Source organism: Methylocaldum marinum, from assembly GCF_003584645.1.
In the GTDB taxonomy this organism is placed as follows: domain Bacteria; phylum Pseudomonadota; class Gammaproteobacteria; order Methylococcales; family Methylococcaceae; genus Methylocaldum; species Methylocaldum marinum.
Genome location: NZ_AP017928.1, coordinates 1027476 through 1046836 on the forward strand (window position 1 = coordinate 1027476; position 19361 = coordinate 1046836).

Annotated in this window: 19 protein-coding genes; 11 read left to right on the plus strand and 8 right to left on the minus strand. The window is 57.9% G+C overall.

The genetic code is table 11. The annotated features are described in order from the left end of the window. Positions 1–41: 41 nt before the first annotated feature. From sS8_RS04505 to sS8_RS04515, 3 genes are all read right to left on the minus strand, one after another. A complete protein-coding gene (locus tag sS8_RS04505; RefSeq protein ID WP_197716685.1) occupies positions 42–596 on the minus strand; it encodes a c-type cytochrome in 555 nt (184 codons plus the stop codon). Positions 597–906: 310 nt separating this feature from the next. Continuing rightward, a complete protein-coding gene (gene mpl, locus sS8_RS04510; RefSeq protein ID WP_119628604.1) occupies positions 907–2307 on the minus strand; it encodes a UDP-N-acetylmuramate:L-alanyl-gamma-D-glutamyl-meso-diaminopimelate ligase in 1401 nt (466 codons plus the stop codon). Positions 2308–2336: 29 nt separating this feature from the next. Further along, positions 2337–2849 carry an ankyrin repeat domain-containing protein gene (locus sS8_RS04515; RefSeq protein WP_145986412.1) on the minus strand — a complete coding sequence of 171 codons (513 nt, stop codon included), beginning with the start codon at positions 2847–2849 and terminating at the stop codon, positions 2337–2339. A gap of 173 nt (positions 2850–3022) precedes the next feature. Between sS8_RS04515 and apaG the strand changes: the two genes are divergently transcribed. From apaG to sS8_RS04530, 3 genes are all read left to right on the plus strand, one after another. After that, positions 3023–3400, plus strand: coding sequence for a Co2+/Mg2+ efflux protein ApaG (apaG, locus tag sS8_RS04520; protein WP_119628606.1), 378 nt, complete (start codon positions 3023–3025; stop codon positions 3398–3400). 4 nt (positions 3401–3404) lie between these two features. Next, the gene (locus sS8_RS04525) at positions 3405–4232 is read left to right on the plus strand and encodes a symmetrical bis(5'-nucleosyl)-tetraphosphatase (RefSeq protein WP_119628607.1); all 828 of its coding nucleotides are present in this window, start codon (positions 3405–3407) and stop codon (positions 4230–4232) included. A 253-nt stretch (positions 4233–4485) separates the two neighbouring features. Continuing rightward, the gene (locus sS8_RS04530) at positions 4486–5493 is read left to right on the plus strand and encodes an AI-2E family transporter (RefSeq protein ID WP_269461529.1); all 1008 of its coding nucleotides are present in this window, start codon (positions 4486–4488) and stop codon (positions 5491–5493) included. 38 nt (positions 5494–5531) lie between these two features. On the opposite strand, the gene sS8_RS04535 is transcribed toward sS8_RS04530, so the two are convergent. The 3 genes from sS8_RS04535 to htpX all read right to left on the minus strand — a co-directional run bounded on the left by sS8_RS04535 (position 5532) and on the right by htpX (position 8348). Then, positions 5532–6371, minus strand: a complete 840-nt coding sequence (locus tag sS8_RS04535) for an HDOD domain-containing protein (RefSeq protein ID WP_119628609.1) — start codon at positions 6369–6371, stop codon at positions 5532–5534. Positions 6372–6398: 27 nt separating this feature from the next. Then, positions 6399–7382: a CAF17-like 4Fe-4S cluster assembly/insertion protein YgfZ gene (gene ygfZ, locus sS8_RS04540; RefSeq protein ID WP_119628610.1), complete on the minus strand. Its 984-nt coding sequence runs from the start codon at positions 7380–7382 to the stop codon at positions 6399–6401. A gap of 75 nt (positions 7383–7457) precedes the next feature. Beyond that, positions 7458–8348, minus strand: coding sequence for a protease HtpX (gene htpX, locus sS8_RS04545; RefSeq protein ID WP_119628611.1), 891 nt, complete (start codon positions 8346–8348; stop codon positions 7458–7460). 137 nt (positions 8349–8485) lie between these two features. Between htpX and sS8_RS04550 the strand changes: the two genes are divergently transcribed. After that, a complete protein-coding gene (locus sS8_RS04550) occupies positions 8486–9604 on the plus strand; it encodes a PQQ-dependent sugar dehydrogenase (RefSeq protein ID WP_119628612.1) in 1119 nt (372 codons plus the stop codon). Positions 9605–9811: 207 nt separating this feature from the next. Continuing rightward, positions 9812–11191 carry a DNA repair protein RadA gene (gene radA / locus sS8_RS04560; protein WP_269461490.1) on the plus strand — a complete coding sequence of 460 codons (1380 nt, stop codon included), beginning with the start codon at positions 9812–9814 and terminating at the stop codon, positions 11189–11191. 9 nt (positions 11192–11200) lie between these two features. Here radA and sS8_RS04565 read toward each other — a convergent pair whose 3' ends face one another. Next, positions 11201–11581, minus strand: coding sequence for a PilZ domain-containing protein (locus sS8_RS04565; protein ID WP_119628614.1), 381 nt, complete (start codon positions 11579–11581; stop codon positions 11201–11203). 17 nt (positions 11582–11598) lie between these two features. Further along, positions 11599–12219, minus strand: a complete 621-nt coding sequence (locus tag sS8_RS04570) for an FHA domain-containing protein (RefSeq protein WP_119628615.1) — start codon at positions 12217–12219, stop codon at positions 11599–11601. A 311-nt stretch (positions 12220–12530) separates the two neighbouring features. Between sS8_RS04570 and sS8_RS04575 the strand changes: the two genes are divergently transcribed. From sS8_RS04575 to fliI, 6 genes are all read left to right on the plus strand, one after another. Further along, a complete protein-coding gene (locus sS8_RS04575; protein ID WP_119628616.1) occupies positions 12531–13937 on the plus strand; it encodes a sigma-54 interaction domain-containing protein in 1407 nt (468 codons plus the stop codon). 303 nt (positions 13938–14240) lie between these two features. After that, entirely contained in the window at positions 14241–14552 is a 312-nt protein-coding gene (gene fliE, locus sS8_RS04580; RefSeq protein WP_119628617.1) for a flagellar hook-basal body complex protein FliE, read from the plus strand. A gap of 19 nt (positions 14553–14571) precedes the next feature. Beyond that, complete coding sequence (gene fliF / locus sS8_RS04585) at positions 14572–16269, plus strand: flagellar basal-body MS-ring/collar protein FliF (protein ID WP_119628618.1); 1698 nt, start codon at positions 14572–14574, stop codon at positions 16267–16269. Continuing rightward, positions 16262–17269, plus strand: a complete 1008-nt coding sequence (gene fliG / locus sS8_RS04590; protein ID WP_119628619.1) for a flagellar motor switch protein FliG — start codon at positions 16262–16264, stop codon at positions 17267–17269. The genes fliF and fliG overlap by 8 nt, the downstream gene beginning before the upstream one ends. Beyond that, positions 17256–17969, plus strand: coding sequence for a flagellar assembly protein FliH (locus sS8_RS04595; protein WP_119628620.1), 714 nt, complete (start codon positions 17256–17258; stop codon positions 17967–17969). The genes fliG and sS8_RS04595 overlap by 14 nt, the downstream gene beginning before the upstream one ends. Beyond that, positions 17966–19327, plus strand: coding sequence for a flagellar protein export ATPase FliI (gene fliI, locus sS8_RS04600; protein WP_119628621.1), 1362 nt, complete (start codon positions 17966–17968; stop codon positions 19325–19327). Before sS8_RS04595 ends, fliI begins: the two co-directional genes overlap by 4 nt. Positions 19328–19361 lie beyond the last annotated feature (34 nt).

Sequence of the window (19361 nt, forward strand, 5' to 3'; positions counted from 1 at the left end):
TCGTGCTCCCCCGCTCCGGCTCGGATTCCATGCGCCTTTGTTCATCGTTCCTGCTCGCCGGGAGATTTCCCGTTTTCGTCCTCCGACTCGCGACGGCGCGGCTCCGGGGTGCCGGCCGGTGCATACTCGGGCTGCAGGGTACGGATATAGGCGATGAGTTGCCAGATCTGCACGTCGGTAATCCGCCCGCCGTAAGCCGGCATGCCGTTTGGCCGGCCCTCGACGATGCTGGCGAACAGGTTGTCGTCGTGCCGGCCGTAGATCCACTCATCATCCATGAGCGGCGGCCCGATTCCACCGCCGCCACCGGCATGACAGCCGGAGCAGTTGAACCAGTTCCAAAGCTCTTCGCCGTCGGCGATGGCCTGGCGGTCTCCGGCGAAGGGATTTCGGGACCGCGGCAGCTCCGGCATCTCGGGGCCGGGCCGCAAATCGACCATGGGCGCGCCGGTAGGCGTTTGTCCCGCCGGCGGAGCCTGCCGAAATTCGCCTAGGCCCCGTTCTTCCCGGCAGCCGCCAAAAACGCCAAGCTCGAGAACGCTCGCGAGAACGAACGCCGCCAGAGGCGATTTTCGGGGACGATGTCGGTCATTCATGCAGGGCGACACGTTTCGTTCCTTCGATGCAAAGTGTTCCGTACCTCTGAACGTCGCACCCGTTACGTGTTGCGATGCTCCCGCTTCATGAATCGCCGTGAAACGACGAGACTAAGAGCCCATCTCAGTACGTTCCACCCTTCGACAGGCTCAGGGCGAACGGTTTACCGAGATGGGCTCTCAATGTCCATATCCAATAGTTTCGATTGGACAATCATTGGTTCTATCCGGAACTACGCAACAGTTCGTACCGGTGCCAACCGGCCTCATTGGCAAGCCGGCATGTCAAACGGCACTTCGTGCGGAGCTCTCATGCGCCGACCGAGAGAGCAGCGCTCCCGACGAAGGCTGCGCGCAATGCGTCTTCGACTTTCTGGTGAATTCCGCCGAAGCTCCCATTACTCATGAAAACCACGTGATCTCCGGGGCGAGTGTCCTTGGTCAGTCGATCGATAATGGCATCGAGCGATCGGTATACGGCGACACGCTTGGCGCCCCGGATTGCCTGCTCCGCGTCCCAGCCGAGGTCTTCGGGCTGGAATATGATGGACTGATCGGCGGTTTTTAGGGACTCGGCCAACGTGTCCGCATGAACGCCCATGCGCATCGTATTGGACCTGGGTTCCAGAACGGCGATGATGCGTGCGTTATGGACGCGGGCGCGCAGGCCTTCCAGTGTCGTAGCGATGGCCGTGGGGTGATGGGCGAAATCGTCGTAAAGCGTGATCCCGTCGATACATGCCCGTACCTCGAGACGGCGGCGGACGTTCTTGAATGAACTCAGCGCAACCGCGGCTTCTTCGGGGCTGACGCCCGCGTGATGTGCCGCGGCGATAGCGGAAAGCGCGTTCATTACGTTGTGGCGACCCGTCAGGTTCCATTCCACGATCCCGCACGGCCGCCCGCCGTGGTTAAGCCCGAACCGGCTGCCGTCCGGCGCCAGCAGGTCGGCCTGCCATACCGCGTTCTCGGAGCGTTGTTCCAGTATGGTTTTTTCGACCGGTGTCCAGCAGCCCATTTGCAGCACCTCGCCAAGGTTTTCATCCATCTCCGGCGCAATGACGAGACCGTTTCCGGGAATGCTGCGTATCAAATGGTGAAACTGGCGCTGGATAGACGCCAGGTCGGAAAAGATATCGGCGTGGTCGAATTCGAGGTTATTGAGGACGGCTGTGCGTGGACGGTAATGTACGAACTTGGAGCGTTTATCGAAAAATGCCGTGTCGTACTCATCGGCTTCGACGACGAAGAACCGGCCGTCGCCGAGACGTGCCGACAAGCCGAAGTTGAGCGGAACGCCTCCGATCAAAAACCCGGGCTTGAGTCCCGCGCTTTCGAGAATCCACGCAAGCATGCTGGACGTGGTAGTTTTGCCGTGGGTTCCGGCTACCGCCAGCACCCAGGCGCTTTTCAGCACGTAACAGTAAAGCCACTGTGGACCGGAAGTATAAGCCAACCCTCGATTGAGAACCGCTTCAATTTCCGGATTGCCCCGCGATATGGCATTGCCTACAACGACCAGATCGGGAGCCGGCTCCAGATTCGCCGGGCTGTAGCCCTTCATGAGCGCGATGCCTTGCTCCTCGAGTTGGGTGCTCATGGGAGGATAAACGTTTTGATCGGACCCTGTGACGTGATGGCCCATCTGCTTGGCCATGATTGCCAAGCCACCCATAAACGTACCGCAAATGCCCAAAATATGAATGTGCACGATCCTGTCCTCTTGGTTCTTCTGTCCGTTTAGTTATTGAAATCGTTCGGTTTTTTGTCTGCGGAAGATTCGTCATCCGTAGTGCCTGCCGAGACGGGTTTAATCATTGCCGCTTTTTCCAGTATCGCCGCAATCCGCTCATGACCGCTTTTTCTTGCCCTTTCGATAAGGGTAAGCCCGGATTTTTCCTTGGCGAAAACGTCCGCTCCACCGGCGATCAATGCCTTGACGGCTTCCTCGTAACCTTGCGCGGAGGCTTCCGCCAGCGCGGTTACGCCTCTTTGGTCCATCACGTTGGGATCGGCGCCGAAAGCCAACAGCTTTCTGATTACCCGGACATTGCCGGAGAACGCAGCCGCCATCAGCGGGGTGCGGCCGGCGCTGTTCCGGCTGTTGACATCCGCGCCTCGTTCCAGGAGCGAATCCAGTCGTTCGAGCTGCCCGGATGCCGCGGCGGCGAACAAGGCTTGATTCCGATCTTCCGCGAGCGCAGCGATTGCCCAAGCGAACAGTAGGAGAGCGAACAGGGCTTTTTTTAACATAGCGAAATCCGGTTTGATCCGAAAGATGTTGGCGTAATTTCCCGAATCGGGCGAGGTACGCCACCCGTCGCAGCCGCGATCGAACGCGTACACGTTTGCCGAGGGTATTTGAAGGACGCTCTACCGTTTAAACTATCGGCAAAAAACATCTGTCCGTAACCATAGTCCACACCATGAACAACAAATATCGTATCGCTATCGACGCAGTAACCGATTATCTGGAAGCGGAGTCGTCACCGGAATCGAACCGCTACGTATTCGCTTATACCATCACTATCCACAACGCGGGCGACATACCGGCCAAATTGGTGTCCCGCCACTGGATCATCACCGACGCGCACGGAAAGGTACAGGAAGTCCGCGGCGAAGGGGTCGTAGGCGAACAGCCTCATCTTTCTCCGGGCGAATCGTTCCGCTATACCAGTGCCGCTATGATCGAAACGCCGGTAGGCACGATGCACGGCGAATACCAGATGGTTGCCGACGACGGACAGCATTTTGATGCCGAAATACCGTCATTTACCTTGGCGATTCCACGCACCTTGCACTGATCAGATGGCCATATATGCAATAGGCGACGTCCAAGGCTGCTTCGCCGAACTACAGCGCCTTTTGGAGCGGATCCGTTTCGACCCGGCCGCGGACCGGCTCTGGTTCACCGGTGACCTGGTCAACCGCGGCCCGCAGTCGCTGGAGACCTTGCGGTTCATACGATCCCTGGGCGACGGGGCGGTCAGCGTGCTCGGCAATCACGACCTGCATCTTCTCGCGGTGGCGCACGGCGTGTCGTCGACAAAGCGCAAGGATACCTTCGCCGATGTCCTGTGCGCTCCCGACCGGGATATTCTTCTGGCTTGGCTGCGTCATCGCCCGTTGCTGCATCGGGAGAACGGATTTTACCTGATTCACGCCGGCTTGCCGCCACAGTGGAGCGCCGAGGATGCCGAGCGCCATGCCGGGGAGGTGGAGGACTGTCTGCGGGGAGAGGGTTTCGTCGAGCTGTTTCGGCATATGTACGGCGATCAGCCCGATCTCTGGTCGGAAACCTTGCAGGCTTGGGAGCGGCTGCGTTTCATTACCAATTGTTTTACCCGTGTCCGCTACTGCGATCGCTACGGGCACACCGATTTCAAGGAGAAAGGCGCCCCCGGCACACAACCGCCCCATCTGATGCCGTGGTTCAAGGTGCCGGGGCGGAAAAGCACCGATGCTCGATTCGTTTTCGGTCACTGGTCGACGCTCGGGTTTTATGCGGGCGACGGCGTTTACAGTATCGACACCGGCTGCCTCTGGGGCGGAGAATTGACGGCGCTTCGACTCGATGGGGAATTGCGACGTTTCTTCGTATCCTGCCGCGAAGGCGGCTATCAAGAGCCGTCCTGATTTTTGTCCGGTTTGACGTCTCGTTTGCATGGGGTCAGTCCATACGGATGTGCCGGCGCATTATTGTCGCAGAAGGTTTGCCGAAGGCATGGGTTCGTTGGCAGGATTAAGTCAGTCCATGCTTTCGGCCAGGGGGGCGTCGCCAAGGGATCGTCGACCGACGGCGGGTTATTCAACGCCCGCAGGATGAACTAACGCCGCGGAGAAAGTCGCCATCAACAGAGTTCTGCACGTAATCACACTCGGCTTTTTCCTGAGCGCACTACTGTTCTTGATCTTTCAGGTCATGAGCGCTTTCCTGGAGCCGATCGGCTGGGCCGTGATCCTGGTTTATGCGACATGGCCTCTCCACGTCCGGTTTACCCGCATACTGGAAGGGCGCAACAGCCTCAGCGCGCTCGGCATGACTTTGCTCCTTGCGGCTCTGCTGGTTATTCCGTTCATCGGGCTGACCATCGTTCTTCAGGCCGAAATGGTCGAGTTTTTTCTGCGCCTTCCCGCCTGGCTGGACCAAAAGCCGGAACTGCCCGCATGGCTCGGCCGAATTCCCATTATCGGTGCCGAGCTCCAGTTCATATTTGATCAGTTCGAGGACTTGCAGGGCTTGATGCGGCGGTACGTGCTGCCCTGGCTCACCGGGCTTTCCGGAAAAGTCCTGGGCATGGTGGAAGGCGTCGGCTACCTGGGCGCAAAACTTTTCTTCACCGTATTCTTGATGTTTTTCGTCTACCGCGACGGCCAGCGCTTGATTTACGAGGTCCGCCAGGGCTTGCTGCTGGCTTTGGGCGAACGCGCGGACGAGTACCTTTCCACCGCCGAAGTCACGATTAAGGCGGTCGTTTACGGGATCGTACTGACAGCCATAGCCCAAGGGGTCATGGCTGGAATTGGGTACTGGATCGTCGGTATAAGGGCGCCGGTCCTGCTTGCCGCATTTACCTCGTTTTTCGCACTGATCCCGTTCGGGACAGTGGCGGTTTGGGCGGGCACCAGCCTGTGGCTCGTGCTTAACGGCGATTACTGGGCAGGAGTGGTATTGTTCCTTTGGGGGTCGCTGGTGGTGAGCTGGATTGACAATCTGGTCCGCCCACTCGTCATCAGCCGCACCACCCGAATTCCGTTCGTGGTGGTGATGTTCGGAGTCCTGGGGGGATTGGCCAGCTTCGGCTTTATCGGTTTATTCCTGGGGCCCGTCATACTGGCGGTAGGCATGGCGGTATGGCACGAATGGCTGGCGTCTGCACCGCCTCATGCGACTTGAAACCATCGGCTCGGTGCGCGCTACCGCATCTTCCGGCTTTAGGCAAACAATTGCTGGGCCTCTTCGACTTCGAGCGCGACCCCTTCGATCTCCAGAACTTCGATTGCGGGATCCAGCCCGAGCCTGGTGAAGGCCGGAACTTCCGATAGAGCAACGTCGGGTGCTGGCCTCTGGCCCATGATGCTTTCCAGGTAGGCGACCTGCACCAGGTCCACGTAATCCGGAGCGGGGCTGGCGAGCCGGCGGAAATTTCTGTATTCCCAGGCTGCCCGGCTCAAACCATCTGGAAGATCCCAGGTTTCCATGATGATCTTGCCGATCTGCGTATGCAAATTGTCGAGATGGCTTTCCAGCACGGACTGATCTTCCAGCAATTCGGGAAATTTTTCCGCCAGGGTGAGAATCGGCAGTTTACCGATCTGATGGATGAGTCCGGCAAGCATGGCCTGGTCAGGATCCAGCGGACGGGCACGCAGCGCCAGGGCTCGGCTTACCGCCGCCACGTTCAGGCTATGTTGCCAGATGTCGTGGAAGTGGCTTTCCAACAAAAAGGAAGAAGGCCTGAAAACCTGTTTTATCGCCAGGTTTACCACCAAACTGCGGATGGTATTGTGTCCCATTCGGGTGATGGCGGCCTGAAGACTGTCGATTTTCTGTCTCGCACGGTAGAGCGGGCTGTTGGCAACGTGCAGGAGCCGTGCGGAAAGCGCCGGATCGGATGAAATCGTTCTTGCTATCTCGGCGTCCGATACATTGTCCTTGCTGATCACCTGGCGCACCTTGAGAGCGACTTCCGGGATCGTCGGCAGTTGCAACTTATCGTTCTCGATAGCGGCTTTGATGTAATCGAGAAAAACCTGCTCGTTTCTGAGATCCATGTTGACACAACTCTACGCGGATTTCGGTTATGGAACGTCGAAAGTATAGGGCATAGTCAGAAATTCGACGGCGGGACCATCGGGTCGAAAGAGTCGGAGCGAAGTACTTCGGGTCCGGTCGAGTGGCAGAACCGCCAGCAGTTGAAATGCCTGCTCCGACTCCGGTGCTGCTGTAACGACAAGCCCGATGCGCTGCCCTTCCGCAACGTCCCCCTGATAGAGCGGGTCGCCCGGTCCCGGTTCGCGATCGCCGAACGTGCGGAGTCGGAACATTCGGCGCTTAAGATGTCCGAGAAAGTGCGTGCGCGCCACGACTTCCTGGCCCGTATAGCAGCCCTTGCGATAACTGATGCCGCCGAGAAGATCGAGATTTAGCATTTGCGGCAGGAACTCCTCGCTAGTCGCCCGCGTTCCGCCCGGAAGCCCTTCTTCGATATTCTTTAAGCGCCAGGCACTGGGGCTGACCGGCACGTAATCCGGTGACGACTGGAGATACTGCCATATTCGCCTGGCCGTCGCAGTTTCGGCGGCAATCAGAGTGCGTTCGGCAAGTTGGCCGACGGGCATGGTCAAAACGTTGCCGCTTTGGTCTGAAACAGAACCCTCGGGAAGCGTGACACCGGCTCCGAAGAGGCCGATGAATCCTCGGCGCGGCGTCAGATTCTCTATGGAAACCTTCGATCTCAGGACAAAAATTCTAAGGTGCTTGCGTATGGTCTCGGCCAGATCGGCCGGCAAGACAAGGTAATAGCATTCGCCCTGTCGAATCATGTTGAAGTTTGCAATCACTCGGCCTTTGGCATTGCAAAAGGCACCGGGACGAGACTCGCCGGGTTTCAGTGCGGCAACATCGCAGGTCGATTGACCCTGCAGGAAAATTCCCGCGTCATCTCCGCAAACCCGCAACAAGCCTAAATCGGCCAGACCGCAGAATGCGTTGCGTGTAGCCGTTAGCGGCAGCTTAGGGTTTGCACGGCTTTCTCTCAGTAGATTCGCCCATTCATCGTTCATGACTGTAGCACCGCTGGTCAACAAAAAAAGCCCGCCCGTAGGAATTCCTTGAGCAGGCGGGTAGGGCACTTTACGTTAACGCAGATTCTGAAGCGCGGCGATGCGTTCTTCCAGGGGCGGGTGACTCATGAAGAGCTTCTTGAAGCCGTAGCCCAAACCGCCGTTGATGCCGAAAGCCGCGAATTCGCCCGGTAGATCTCTATGGTCATGAGCACGCTGCAAGGCCTGCAGCGCCCCGAGCATCTTGCTCTGACCGGCCAGCCGGGCGCCGCCGGCGTCGGCGCGAAACTCGCGCCAGCGCGAGAACCACATGACTACCATCGTCGCAAGGATGGAGAGGAATACTTGCGCGACGATTTGCGTCAAAAAATAGGCGGGTCCATAGCCGCCACGGTCGTCTTCCGAACGGAACACGACGCGGTCGATGAGATGTCCTGCGATCGAGGCAAAAAAGTAGACGAAAGTGTTTACCACGCCCTGAATGAGCCCTAGGGTAACCATATCGCCATTGGCTACGTGGCTGATCTCATGTCCCAGCACGGCCTCCACCTCATCGGTGTTCATGTGCCGCATGAGGCCGGTACTGACAGCCACAAGAGCGTCGTTCTTGTTCATGCCGGTCGCGAAGGCGTTGGGTTCCGGGGAATCGAAAATACCGACCTCGGGCATGCCGATGCCCGCTTGCCGTGCATGGCGGTGGACCGTCTCGACCAGCCACTGCTCAGTCTGATTGGCCGGCTGCTCGATAACGTACACACCCATGGATTGCTTGGCCATCCATTTCGACATCATCAGCGAGATGAAGGAACCGCTCATGCCGATGAGGGCGGACATCAGCAGCAAGCCGTCGAGATTCATGTGAACCCCGCGCCGGCTGAGAAAATCGCCCAGCCCCAGAACGTGAAAGACGATACTGATTAGCAGCAGTACTGCGGCATTAGTAAGCAGAAAGAGAAATATGCGCATGGTTTTCGATAACCTGTGAAATTTCCTGAGTGTTACCATATTTGGAGGCGAAGCGTTAAAAATCAAGTGGTTTGCCATTTGTACATTTTTGCCCAACAACCTCCGTATCATCCGTTCGGTTCATCGAGGGAGATGTCATGAACGTACAGAAACATTCTTGGCTAAAGCTCGCAATGCTTGCGCTCGGCCTGACCGCCTGCAGCGACAACCGCGCCGAGGGATTGCTCAGCGAGATTAAGCTCCCTCCCGGTTTTCACATCTCGATCTATACCGACCGGACGCCAAACGCCAGGTCTTTGGCCTTGGGGAGCGACGGCACCGTCTACGCGGGCACTATGGAAGAAGGTAAGGTCTACGCCGTACGTGATGGGGACGGGGATGGCAAAGCCGAACAGGTGTACGTGCTGGCTTCCGACTTGAACATGCCGAACGGCGTCGCCTTTGCCGACGGTGACCTGTATGTCGCCGAGGTTCCACGCATCCTGAAGTTCAAGGGCATCGCGCGTTCGTTGTCGAATCCTCCGAAACCGGAGGTCGTTTTCGACCGTTTCCCCGAGGACGTTCACCACGGCTGGAAATATCTCCGCGTTGGACCCGACGGGAAGCTTTACACCCCGGTAGGCGCACCGTGCAATGTTTGTCTTTCGGAGAAGGAGGTCTACGCGACGCTCACCCGACTGGACAAGGATGGTTCCAACCTCGAGGTTTACGCTCGAGGGCTACGCAATTCCGTCGGTTTCGACTGGCACCCGGATACAAAAGAGCTGTGGCTGAACGACAACGGACGCGATTGGCTGGGAGATGACAGGCCGCCCGACGAACTGAATCACGCGCCGAAGCCGGGGCTTCATTTCGGATTCCCGTACTGCCACGGCAAGGATATTCCCGATCCGTCTTTCGGCAAGGACAAATCCTGCGCAGAGTTCGAACCGCCCGCATGGGCATATCCGGCGCATGTCGCGCCGCTGGGTGTGCGCTTTTATCGCGGCGAGCAATTTCCGGCCGAATACCGAGGCCGATTGTTCGTCGCTCAGCACGGTTCATGGAACCGAAGCACACCGATCGGCTATCGTGTCGTCGTCGTTGAATTTCAGGATGGCAAACCGATAGGCGATAAAGTTTTTGCCGACGGCTGGTTAAAACCCGATGGCAAGGTGCTCGGTCGGCCGGTGGATATTCTGGAGATGCCTGACGGGGCAATTCTGGTATCCGATGATAAGGCCGGCGCGATTTACCGCATCGTATATCGACCGTGAACTGCCGTCGAATTTTACGGGTCTTAAATCGATCATGAATAAGTTGATTTCCGAACACTTTTTTCCAGCGCCGCCCGGGCAAAAACAAGAGACGTTCCGATACATGCGCCGTGCGCCGGCTTTGATCAGCGACCCCGAGTTCCGCTTTCGCGATACTGTCGGGCATCTGTGTCGGTTTGTAAAATCCTTGGCCGGCGGAGGCGAACCGTGGCAGTAAGCCGTGCTAAAGATCGAAAGATCGTATTTCGCTGCACGGAGTGCGGTCACGCCCAAACCAAATGGTCCGGGCAGTGTCCGGCCTGCACGGCTTGGAATTCCATGGTGGAAGGCGTGGAGGATCGGGGGGCGCCGGTTGCTTCGCGGTTCGCCGGATATGCCGGAGCCGGAGAAAGCGCGTCTCCCGTTTCGCTTGCGGAAGTCGAAGCCGAGGAAATCCTTCGAACGCCGACCGGCATCGAAGAGTTCGACAGGGTTTTGGGAGGCGGGCTGGTTACCGGCTCCGCCATTCTGATCGGCGGCGATCCCGGTATCGGCAAATCGACACTGTTGCTGCAGACGCTCACCGCCTTGAGCAAACACCAGCGGGTACTTTATGTGACCGGGGAAGAATCCATCCGGCAGGTAAGCCTCCGCGCCAAGCGGCTGAGGCTCGCCTGCGCCGGTGTACAGATCATCGCCGAAACCTCGCTGGAGCGAATTCTCTCAGTCACCTCGGAGAGCCGGCCGGACGTTCTGGTCATCGATTCGATTCAAACCACTTTCAGCGAAGTCCTGCAGTCCGCGCCGGGTTCCGTGGCCCAGGTGAGGGAGTGCGCCGCGCAATTGGTCCGCTACGCCAAACAGACGCCGACGACGGTCTTTCTGGTGGGTCATGTCACCAAGGAAGGCGCTCTGGCGGGGCCCCGCGTGCTGGAGCACATGGTCGACACCGTTCTTTATTTCGAGGGCGATTCGAGCAGCCGATTCCGGGTCATTCGCGCCTTCAAGAACCGTTTCGGCGCGGTCAACGAGTTGGGCGTGTTTGCCATGACGGAGACCGGGCTCAGGGAAGTCCGGAATCCGTCGGCACTGTTCTTGTCGCGAAGTGACGAAGAGGCGCCCGGAAGCGTGGTGATGGTCATGCGCGAAGGCAGTCGACCGCTGCTGGTGGAAGTTCAGGCACTGGTGGACGAATCCCACTCGCCGACGCCGCGCCGGGTCGCCGTCGGGATGGAACAGAATCGGCTGGCCATGCTGCTGGCGGTGCTCCACAGACATGGAGGCATCCCGCTGTTCAACCAGGATGTTTTCGTCAATATGGTGGGCGGGCTACGGCTTACCGAAACCGCGGGAGATCTCGCGGTGGCCTTGGCGGTCGTGTCCAGCTACCGGGATCGTCCGATTCCGAAGGACTGGATAGTGTTCGGAGAGTTGGGGCTCAATGGTGAAATCCGACCGGTTCAAAACGGCGAGGAGCGACTGAAGGAAGCCGCAAAACACGGTTTTACTCATGCCCTGGCGCCCCCCAAAAATATCTCGAAAGGCGGGATAAAGAATCTGGAGATAGTACCGGTGAAAAGCCTGCGTGACGCTTTGGCCGCGCTGTAGTCGCACGACTCAATCGTTCGAACTCGAGGCCAAAGCCTGCAAATCACGCTCAAGCAGTTCCTCGTCGCCCAAATTCAGTTCGACCAAGCGTTTCAGCGCAGCGATACTGTCCAGGTCGATTTCCCGGCAAACGAGGCCGATTTTCTTTCCGCTACGGTGGGCCAGGGATACTCCCATCAGGATTCGAACCGTTCCGTTCAGGTCGATGCGAAGCTCGTAAATTTCGCCGGCATCCATGGGAAGGTCGGTATCGAGCTCGACGAGACAGCCCTTAAGGGACAGGTCCGCGATCTTGCATGGAAAGCCTTCGTCTTTGTGAAAGAGTGTCGCAGGCGCATCATGGGCTATGCGATGAAAGTGGCGTTTTTCCGAACGCCTGATGCTGGGCATTAATCGGCTCCGAGCAGTTACTCTTGAAAAAATTGCATCAGGGATTCATTGACCTTGATGAGATCGCCGTCATTCAACAGCACGGCTTCATCCTTTACGGGTTGGTCGTTGACACTCAGGGACGTACCCTCCGCCAAAGGCGAGATAAAGTACCCGTTCTTGCGCTTCGCGATGACGACTACCCCGGATCCTTCTTTTCCGAGGCGAACCAGGGATTTCTTCAACGGTATGACCAGTCCGATCTGCCGTCCGCTCAACACTTGCAGGCTGCCGTTGAAATATTTGGCGTCGGTTTCCGTCCAAACTTCCGGCTCCTGTTCAAGATCCTCAAGCCGTTCCGATCCGAAAATATCGTCCTTGTTGTAGAAAACCACATGTTTTCCGATGGTGATTTTGTCGCCATGACCGAGTGCATGCTCGACAACTTTCTTGCCATTGACGAAAACGGGAAATTCGACGTCGACTTCGCGAATGATGGTCTGCTCTCCGGTGGACTCGATAATCGCATGCACAGGAGCAACGGCCAAACTATCTATATGCAGAGCATTAGACGGATCGCGGCCGATCCTGATCTCGCCGGGCTTAAGCGTGATCGTCTGGAGAGATTGGCCTTTGAAAGTCAGCGTTAACTTGGCCATTAAAAAATTCGCCTTGATACATAAATCGATTGTTGCCAAAAGTATACACGTTATTCCCGCGTCTCGGTCCTGCCATGCTAATATTTGTGTCGCCGATTGGCGACTCGCGAGCCCTAACCGGATAAAAATAGCTTATACCGCTATTTCCGGCTCGCTGAATTGACGTCTATCGAATTTTGGTTGAAAAGACGGTCCGTTGACGACGATATTTTGACGGCTAAACTTTCAACCCGTTCGCTGTTGCAAATTTACCAAACCGTCCGAACCGCTTGACTCTTGGGTCTATATCGGGTCGGTGGAGAGCAGACTCGATGGGCTTGCGCCGAATTTTATTAGTTCAAAACGACAGTGCCTTATGTTCCGAACTGAAGATAATTCTCCGGTTCCTCGAGTGTGAGGTCGTCGCATGCGATTTGGATGCCCTCGTAGACGGCCCGGAACCGGATTTCGACGCTATTTTCCTCTGCGTGGACGGGAATATCGAAACGGTCGTTTTGCGGATCGTCGAACTTTACCGGCAGGCTCCGCTCGTTCTCGTAATGGACGCCGCGGCGGTCAAATCGCTGCCGATGGGGTTGGAAAGCAGAGCTACCTCCGTATTGACTTGGCCTACCAATTACTCGGCGCTGAGTGTTTGCCTCGAAAAGGTCGGCCGGGAAGCTCCGGAAGCGGTAAACGTCCGTCCATCCGAGCTATTCCGCAGCTTGACCGGCGCCAGCAAGGCCGTGCAACGAACGCGCAAGCTGATTCAACAGGTGGCCCCGTCCGATGCGACGGTTCTGATCCTCGGCGAGTCGGGTACCGGCAAGGAGGTGATTGCTCGCCATTTACACTATTACTCATCCCGCCGGAGCAAACCGTTCGTACCCGTGAATTGCGGCGCCATTCCGGGAGAATTGCTGGAAAGCGAGCTTTTCGGCCACGAGAAGGGCGCCTTTACCGGAGCGCTCAGCTCCCGGCAAGGGCGTTTCGAATTGGCCGAAGGCGGTACGCTATTCCTGGATGAAATCGGCGACATGCCATTATCCATGCAGGTCAAGCTTTTAAGGGTCCTGCAGGAGCGCTGCTTCGAACGGGTCGGCAGCAACAAGACCATACAGTGCGATGTCCGCATCGTAGCCGCCACCCATCGTGATCTGGAAGAGGAAATCGGTCGCAACCGGTTCAGAGAAGACCTTTATTACCGCCTCAACGTTTTTCCCATAGAGGTGCCGTCCTTACGCGAGCGGCTGGAGGACGTACCGGCCTTGGTCGAGGACTTGACCGCCCGTCTCAAGGCCGAGAAGCGGGGGGACATGCGCCTCACGCCCGCTGCTCTCCGGGTTCTGCAGCGATATCACTGGCCCGGCAATGTCAGGGAATTGGCTAACCTGATCGAGCGTCTGGCTATCCTATATCCGAATGGTGTAGTCGACGCGCCTGACTTGCCGGAAAAATTCCAGCAGTTCGTCAAGCCGGAAGACGCCGCATTCGCGCACGAACCGGACGCGGAAAGCATATCCCCGGAAGGTGGGCTCGGACTTACACGGCTGCCGGGAGACGGCTTGGATTTGCGTGAGCATCTGAATAACCTGGAATGCGCCTTGATCAAGCAGGCCTTGGACGAGTGCAACGGAGTCGTGGCACATGCCGCCAATCTTCTCAGGATGCGGCGGACCACCCTGGTCGAAAAACTCCGTAAATACGGCTTGCGAGGCGAGGAAACGACACTCATTTGACGCTCTTCCGAATCCGGACCTGCCAATTATCCTGGAGGCGGCAGTTGACCGCTTGGATAACCCGGTAACGCCTCATCGAATTCGCTCGCCCCTTCTACCGATATCTACCCGATTGCAGGCCCGTTTCTTGGCGAACCGCTGATGCGGCGACGCTCTGGACTTCTGCCCCGTCGTCGAGGTTTCCGGGAATCAGCATGCGGACGCTTCGCCAGGAACTCATCGAGATGGGGGATGCCGGACGCCAGTGCAAATTTGGCTCAAATCATGCTTCTGTAGAGGCAGTGACAAAAAACGGGCATTACCATGAGCGAGATCGGTATCAATAAAGTTCTCACGCAGATGCACATGATGCGGGATCTGGTCAACGGCACCGCGGTTGCAACCGGTACTCCAGCCGACTTCAGTGCCATGCTCAAGGACTCTATCGATAAGGTCAACGAAACACAGCAGCAAGCCAACAAGTTGGCTGAAGCATTCGAGTCCGGCGCGACCGACGCAAGTCTCTCCGAAGTGATGATTTCGCTTCAGAAGGCCAGCCTGTCGTTCCAAGCCATGGTTCAGGTCAGGAATAAGCTGGTAGAGGCCTACAAGGATGTTATGAATATGCCCATGTAGTCGGAAACGATGACGTCCAATGGAACTCAGTCAAATCGAAAGCAAGAACCTGGTACCGGGAAGGCAGGCGGCGGTCCTGCAAGGCGAGAAGCCGTCGGCGCTGCTGCACGCCTGGTTGCAGATGCCGCGTGGCCGGCAAATCGGTCTGATAGCCGCCATTCTGTTTTCGGCGGCGATCGCGATCGCCGTTGTGGTTTGGGCTAATAAGACTGAATACGCGAGCCTGTTTTCCGGTATGGAGGACAGGGAAGCCGGTGAAATCGTAGAGGCCCTGCAAAAGCTCAATATCGCATACCAGGTCCAGCCTAGTACCGGCGCCATCTTGGTTCCCAACAATCAGGTCTATGCGGTTCGATTGAAATTGGCCGGCATGGGTTTGCCCAAGGAGAGCGGGACAGGTTTCGAGCTACTGGAACAACAGTCAAGTTTCGGCGCTAGCCAGATGATGGAAGGCGCCCGCTATCAGCGCGCTCTGGAGGGAGAAATCGCTCGCTCGATCATGACCATACGGAATGTCAAATCGGCCCGCGTGCATCTCGCCCTGCCCAAAGAATCGGTGTTCATTCGCCAGCCCAAGAGACCCAGCGCCTCTGTCATGGTTGAACTGCACTCGGGGCGTGGGCTGGAACCGGGGCAGGTCGAAGCCATCGTCCACCTCGTAGCGTCCAGCGTGCCGCAGATGGAACCCGGACAGGTCACGGTAGTCGATCAGCGCGGTCATCTTCTCAATGCCAAGGACAGCGGTAACGATCTTTATCTCAATGCCAAACAGTTCGACTATAAAAAGCAGGTCGAGGAGCATTTGATAGAGCGTATCGAAAATATTCTAAGTCCGGTGCTCGGCATGGACGGTCTGCGTACTCAAGTGACCGCGGATATCGATTTCACTGTCACCGAGCGCACCCAGGAAGTTTACAATCCGGATCTTCCCGCTCTGCGCAGCGAACAAACCAGCGAGGAGCAAAACCAGGGCGCGGTAGTACAAGGCGTGCCCGGCGCATTGTCAAACCAGCCGCCCCCTGCCGGCGTGGCGCCGGAAACCGCCGGGACTCCGGCAACTGAACAAAACGCATCGGATCCGCCGCTTAGCACTAGCAAAAGCGCCACGCGAAACTACGAACTGGATAAAACCATTAGTCATTCCCGTCTCGGAACCGGTGTGGTTCGCCGCATCACCGCAGCGGTCGTGGTCGATTATCAGCACATTCCGCAGGGCGACGGCGGCGCGACGCTCCAACCGTACAGCGAAGAGGATTTGAACCGCTTCACCGATCTGGTGAAGGAAGCCGTGGGTTACGACGCCGCGCGCGGAGACCGGGTTACCGTAACCAATGCCGCCTTCCGAAGCGAGATCGAGAGCCTGTCCGCTGCTCCGGTTTGGGAGAAGGACTGGTTTTGGTCGCTCGTCAAGCAAGCAGCCGCGGGAATCATCGTGCTCGCGCTGATTTTCGGGGTACTGAGGCCGGCCGTCAAAGGCCTCGTCGGACGCGGCGAAGCGGGGAGTGCCGAGCCAAATGAAGCAGGGGAGGCATCGGCCAAAGCGGGGGCTACAGTCGAGCCCCAGGTGATATCGAAACAGAACGATGACGAAGAAATGTTGATGCTGGAGGCCCCGGAAAGTCATGAAAAGCGCGTTGCGTTTGCGCAGCGGGCCGTGGATCAGGACCCAAAGCGCGTCGCACAGGTCATCAAGAACTGGATGAGCACACATGGCTGAAGCAGAGGCGACAAAACTGGACGGGCCGCAAAGGGCCGCGCTGTTCTTTTTGACCGTCGGGCAGGATAGGGCGGCGGAAGTTCTCAAGCACATGTCGCCGAAAGAAGTTCAACTCGTCGGCGCCGCCATGGCCGAGCTTCGCAATATCACCATGCCCATGGTGGAAGATATCCTCGGGAAATTCGTGGAGGATGTTCGGAATCAAACCGCCCTGGGCGTGAATTCGGATGACTATATCCGCAACCTGCTGACTCAGGCCCTGGGGGCCGACAAGGCCAGCAGCGTTTGTGACCGCATCCTGTTGGGCCGCAACAGCAAAGGCCTGGAGCAGCTCAAATGGATGGACCCCCGCGCCATCGCCGACCTGATTCGGCTTGAACATCCGCAAATCGTCGCCATCATTCTGTCCTTGCTGGACAGCGATCAGGCTGCCGAAACTCTTGGCTATCTTCCGGAACGCTCACGCCCGGACCTCATCATGCGTGTTGCCACGCTCACGGGGGTACAACCGGCGGCGCTTCGAGAGCTGGACGACATCATGGAGAGGCAGTTGAGCGGCAATACCAATGTCAAATCGTCGACGCTCGGCGGCATCGAAACCGCGGCCAATATCCTCAATTTCATTGATAGCACCGTCGAAGCGTCGATTATGGACCAGATTAGCGAGGTCAATCCCGATCTCAGTCAGAAAATCCAGGACAAGATGTTCGTATTCGACGATCTGGTCGAGGTCGATGATCGCGGTATCCAGACCTTGCTTCGCGAAGTTTCTACGGATTCGCTCTTGTTGGCGCTGCGTGGAGCCGAAGATGCACTGAAGGAAAAGATTTTCAGCAATATGTCGCGCCGGGCGGCGGAGATGCTGCGCGACGATCTCGAAGCTGCGCCACCCGCCCGCTTGAGCGAGGTGGAGGCGGCACAGAAGGACATTCTCGCCATTGCCAGGCGCATGGCTGAAGCCGGCGAACTCTCATTAGGCGGCAGCGATGAACTCATTTAAAAGCTTTTCGGCAGAGGAGCTTGCCTCACTTGAACCGTGGAAGCTGCCCCTCATGGGTCCCGAGCCTGAGGAACAGCCTCAGGCGATGGTGGTCGAGGAGGAGGAGACCGAATATCCCACGATGCCTACGGCGGAAGAAATCGAGTCGATGCAGAAGCAGGCGTACGAGGAAGCGCGTGCCGCCGGATATAAAGAGGGTTCGGAACTCGGCTTTCGGGAAGGTCGGGAACAAGGGTTCCGCAGCGGGTACGACGACGGCCAAGCCGCTGTTCTTTCCGAAGTCGATCGCTTCCGGGCGTTGATCGAGTGCTTGAACGAACCGCTTGCCCAGGCTGACGAGCAGGTGGAACGGGAGTTGGTAGCCCTGGCGATTGCCGTGGCAAAGCAGCTGATTCGGCGAGAGCTGAAAACCGAGCCGGGCGAAATCGTGGCCGTGGTCCGCGAAGCCATGACGATCCTACCCTCCGGCGCGCGAAAAATCGGTCTCCACTTGCATCCGGACGATGCCCAGTTGATTCGCTCGACCCTTTCGCTGGACGAGTTGGGCCCACGCTGGAAGATTGTCGAAGATCCTCTGTTGACGCGCGGCGGTTGTCGGATAACGACCAGCACCTCAGAGATTGACGCCACGGTCGAAAAACGCCTGGCTTCGTCGATTGCACGTATGTTCGGCGGCGATCGGGATGAGGACAAAACGTGAGCGGGCTCGCCGAAGTAGCAAAGCTGGGCGAGTCGTGGGCGGGGAAATTAGCGGCTTACCGGGAGCGTCTGAACGAGCCGCCTGAATTGGTTGTCGAAGGCAGGCTGAACCGGATGGTCGGCCTCACGCTCGAGGCGATCGGGTGCCGAGCCGCCGTCGGCGCGCGCTGCCTGGTGAAAACGGCGCATGGACGGGAGGTTGAAGCGGAAGTGGTCGGTTTCTCCGGAGAGCGGATTTACCTGATGCCTATCGGCGATATTCAGGGTTTGGAGCCGGACTGCCGTGTCATCCCGTTAACCAAGGCATGTACCGCGCGAGTGGGGGTCGGTCTGCTTGGGCGAGTCTTGGACGGAGCGGGCAAACCCTTGGACGGAAAAGGCCCCGTGCAGTCCGACTGTTCGCTGCCGCTGACCGGTAGCGCAATGAATCCGCTTGCACGGAAGCCGATCCGTACCTCTCTGGATGTCGGCGTTCGGGCAATCAATGCCCTATTTACCGTCGGCCGGGGACAACGTCTCGGCTTGTTTGCCGGGACCGGCGTCGGCAAAAGCAATCTGCTCGGCATGATGACCAAGTATACGAACGCCGATGTGGTGGTGGTGGGCCTGATCGGCGAGCGGGGCAGGGAAGTGAATGAATTCGTGCAGAAGATTTTGGGCGAAGAAGGACGCGCCAAGGCGGTCGTAATTGCAACCCCGGCGGATTACCCGCCTTTGATGCGCTTGCATGGCGCATTGTTGGCGACCAGCATCGCCGAGTTCTTTCGTGGCCGGGGCCTCGATGTACTCCTCTTGATGGACTCGCTGACCCGCTTTGCGCAGGCCCAGCGCGAAATCGCCCTGGCCATAGATGAGCCCCCGGCCACCAAGGGATATCCTCCCTCGGTATTCGCGAAACTACCGCAGCTCGCGGAACGAGCGGGCAACGGCGGTGACGGGGAAGGGTCCATCACTGCCTTTTATACGGTGCTCACCGAAGGCGACGATGCCAATGATCCCATTGCCGACGCGGCGCGCGGAATTCTGGATGGCCATATCGTATTGTCCCGCCCGCTGGCTGACTCGGGGCATTATCCCGCAATCGACATCGAAGCATCGGTCAGCCGCGTGATGCCGGACATTGCCGATGAGCGTCATTTGCATCTCGCCCGCCGCCTAAAACGCCTATACTCCATGTACCAGCAAAATCGCGATCTGATCAGCGTAGGCGCCTATCATAAGGGATCTGATCCGCGTATAGACGAGGCCATCTCTATGAACCCGGGCATCATGGGTTTTCTGCAACAGGACCTGCACGAAGCGGTCGGCTTCGAACAAAGCCTCGCCGATCTGGAGCATTTGCTGGGCACATCCGCGTAACGGCATTCGACGGCTTTCAAACTTCTGTAGGCAC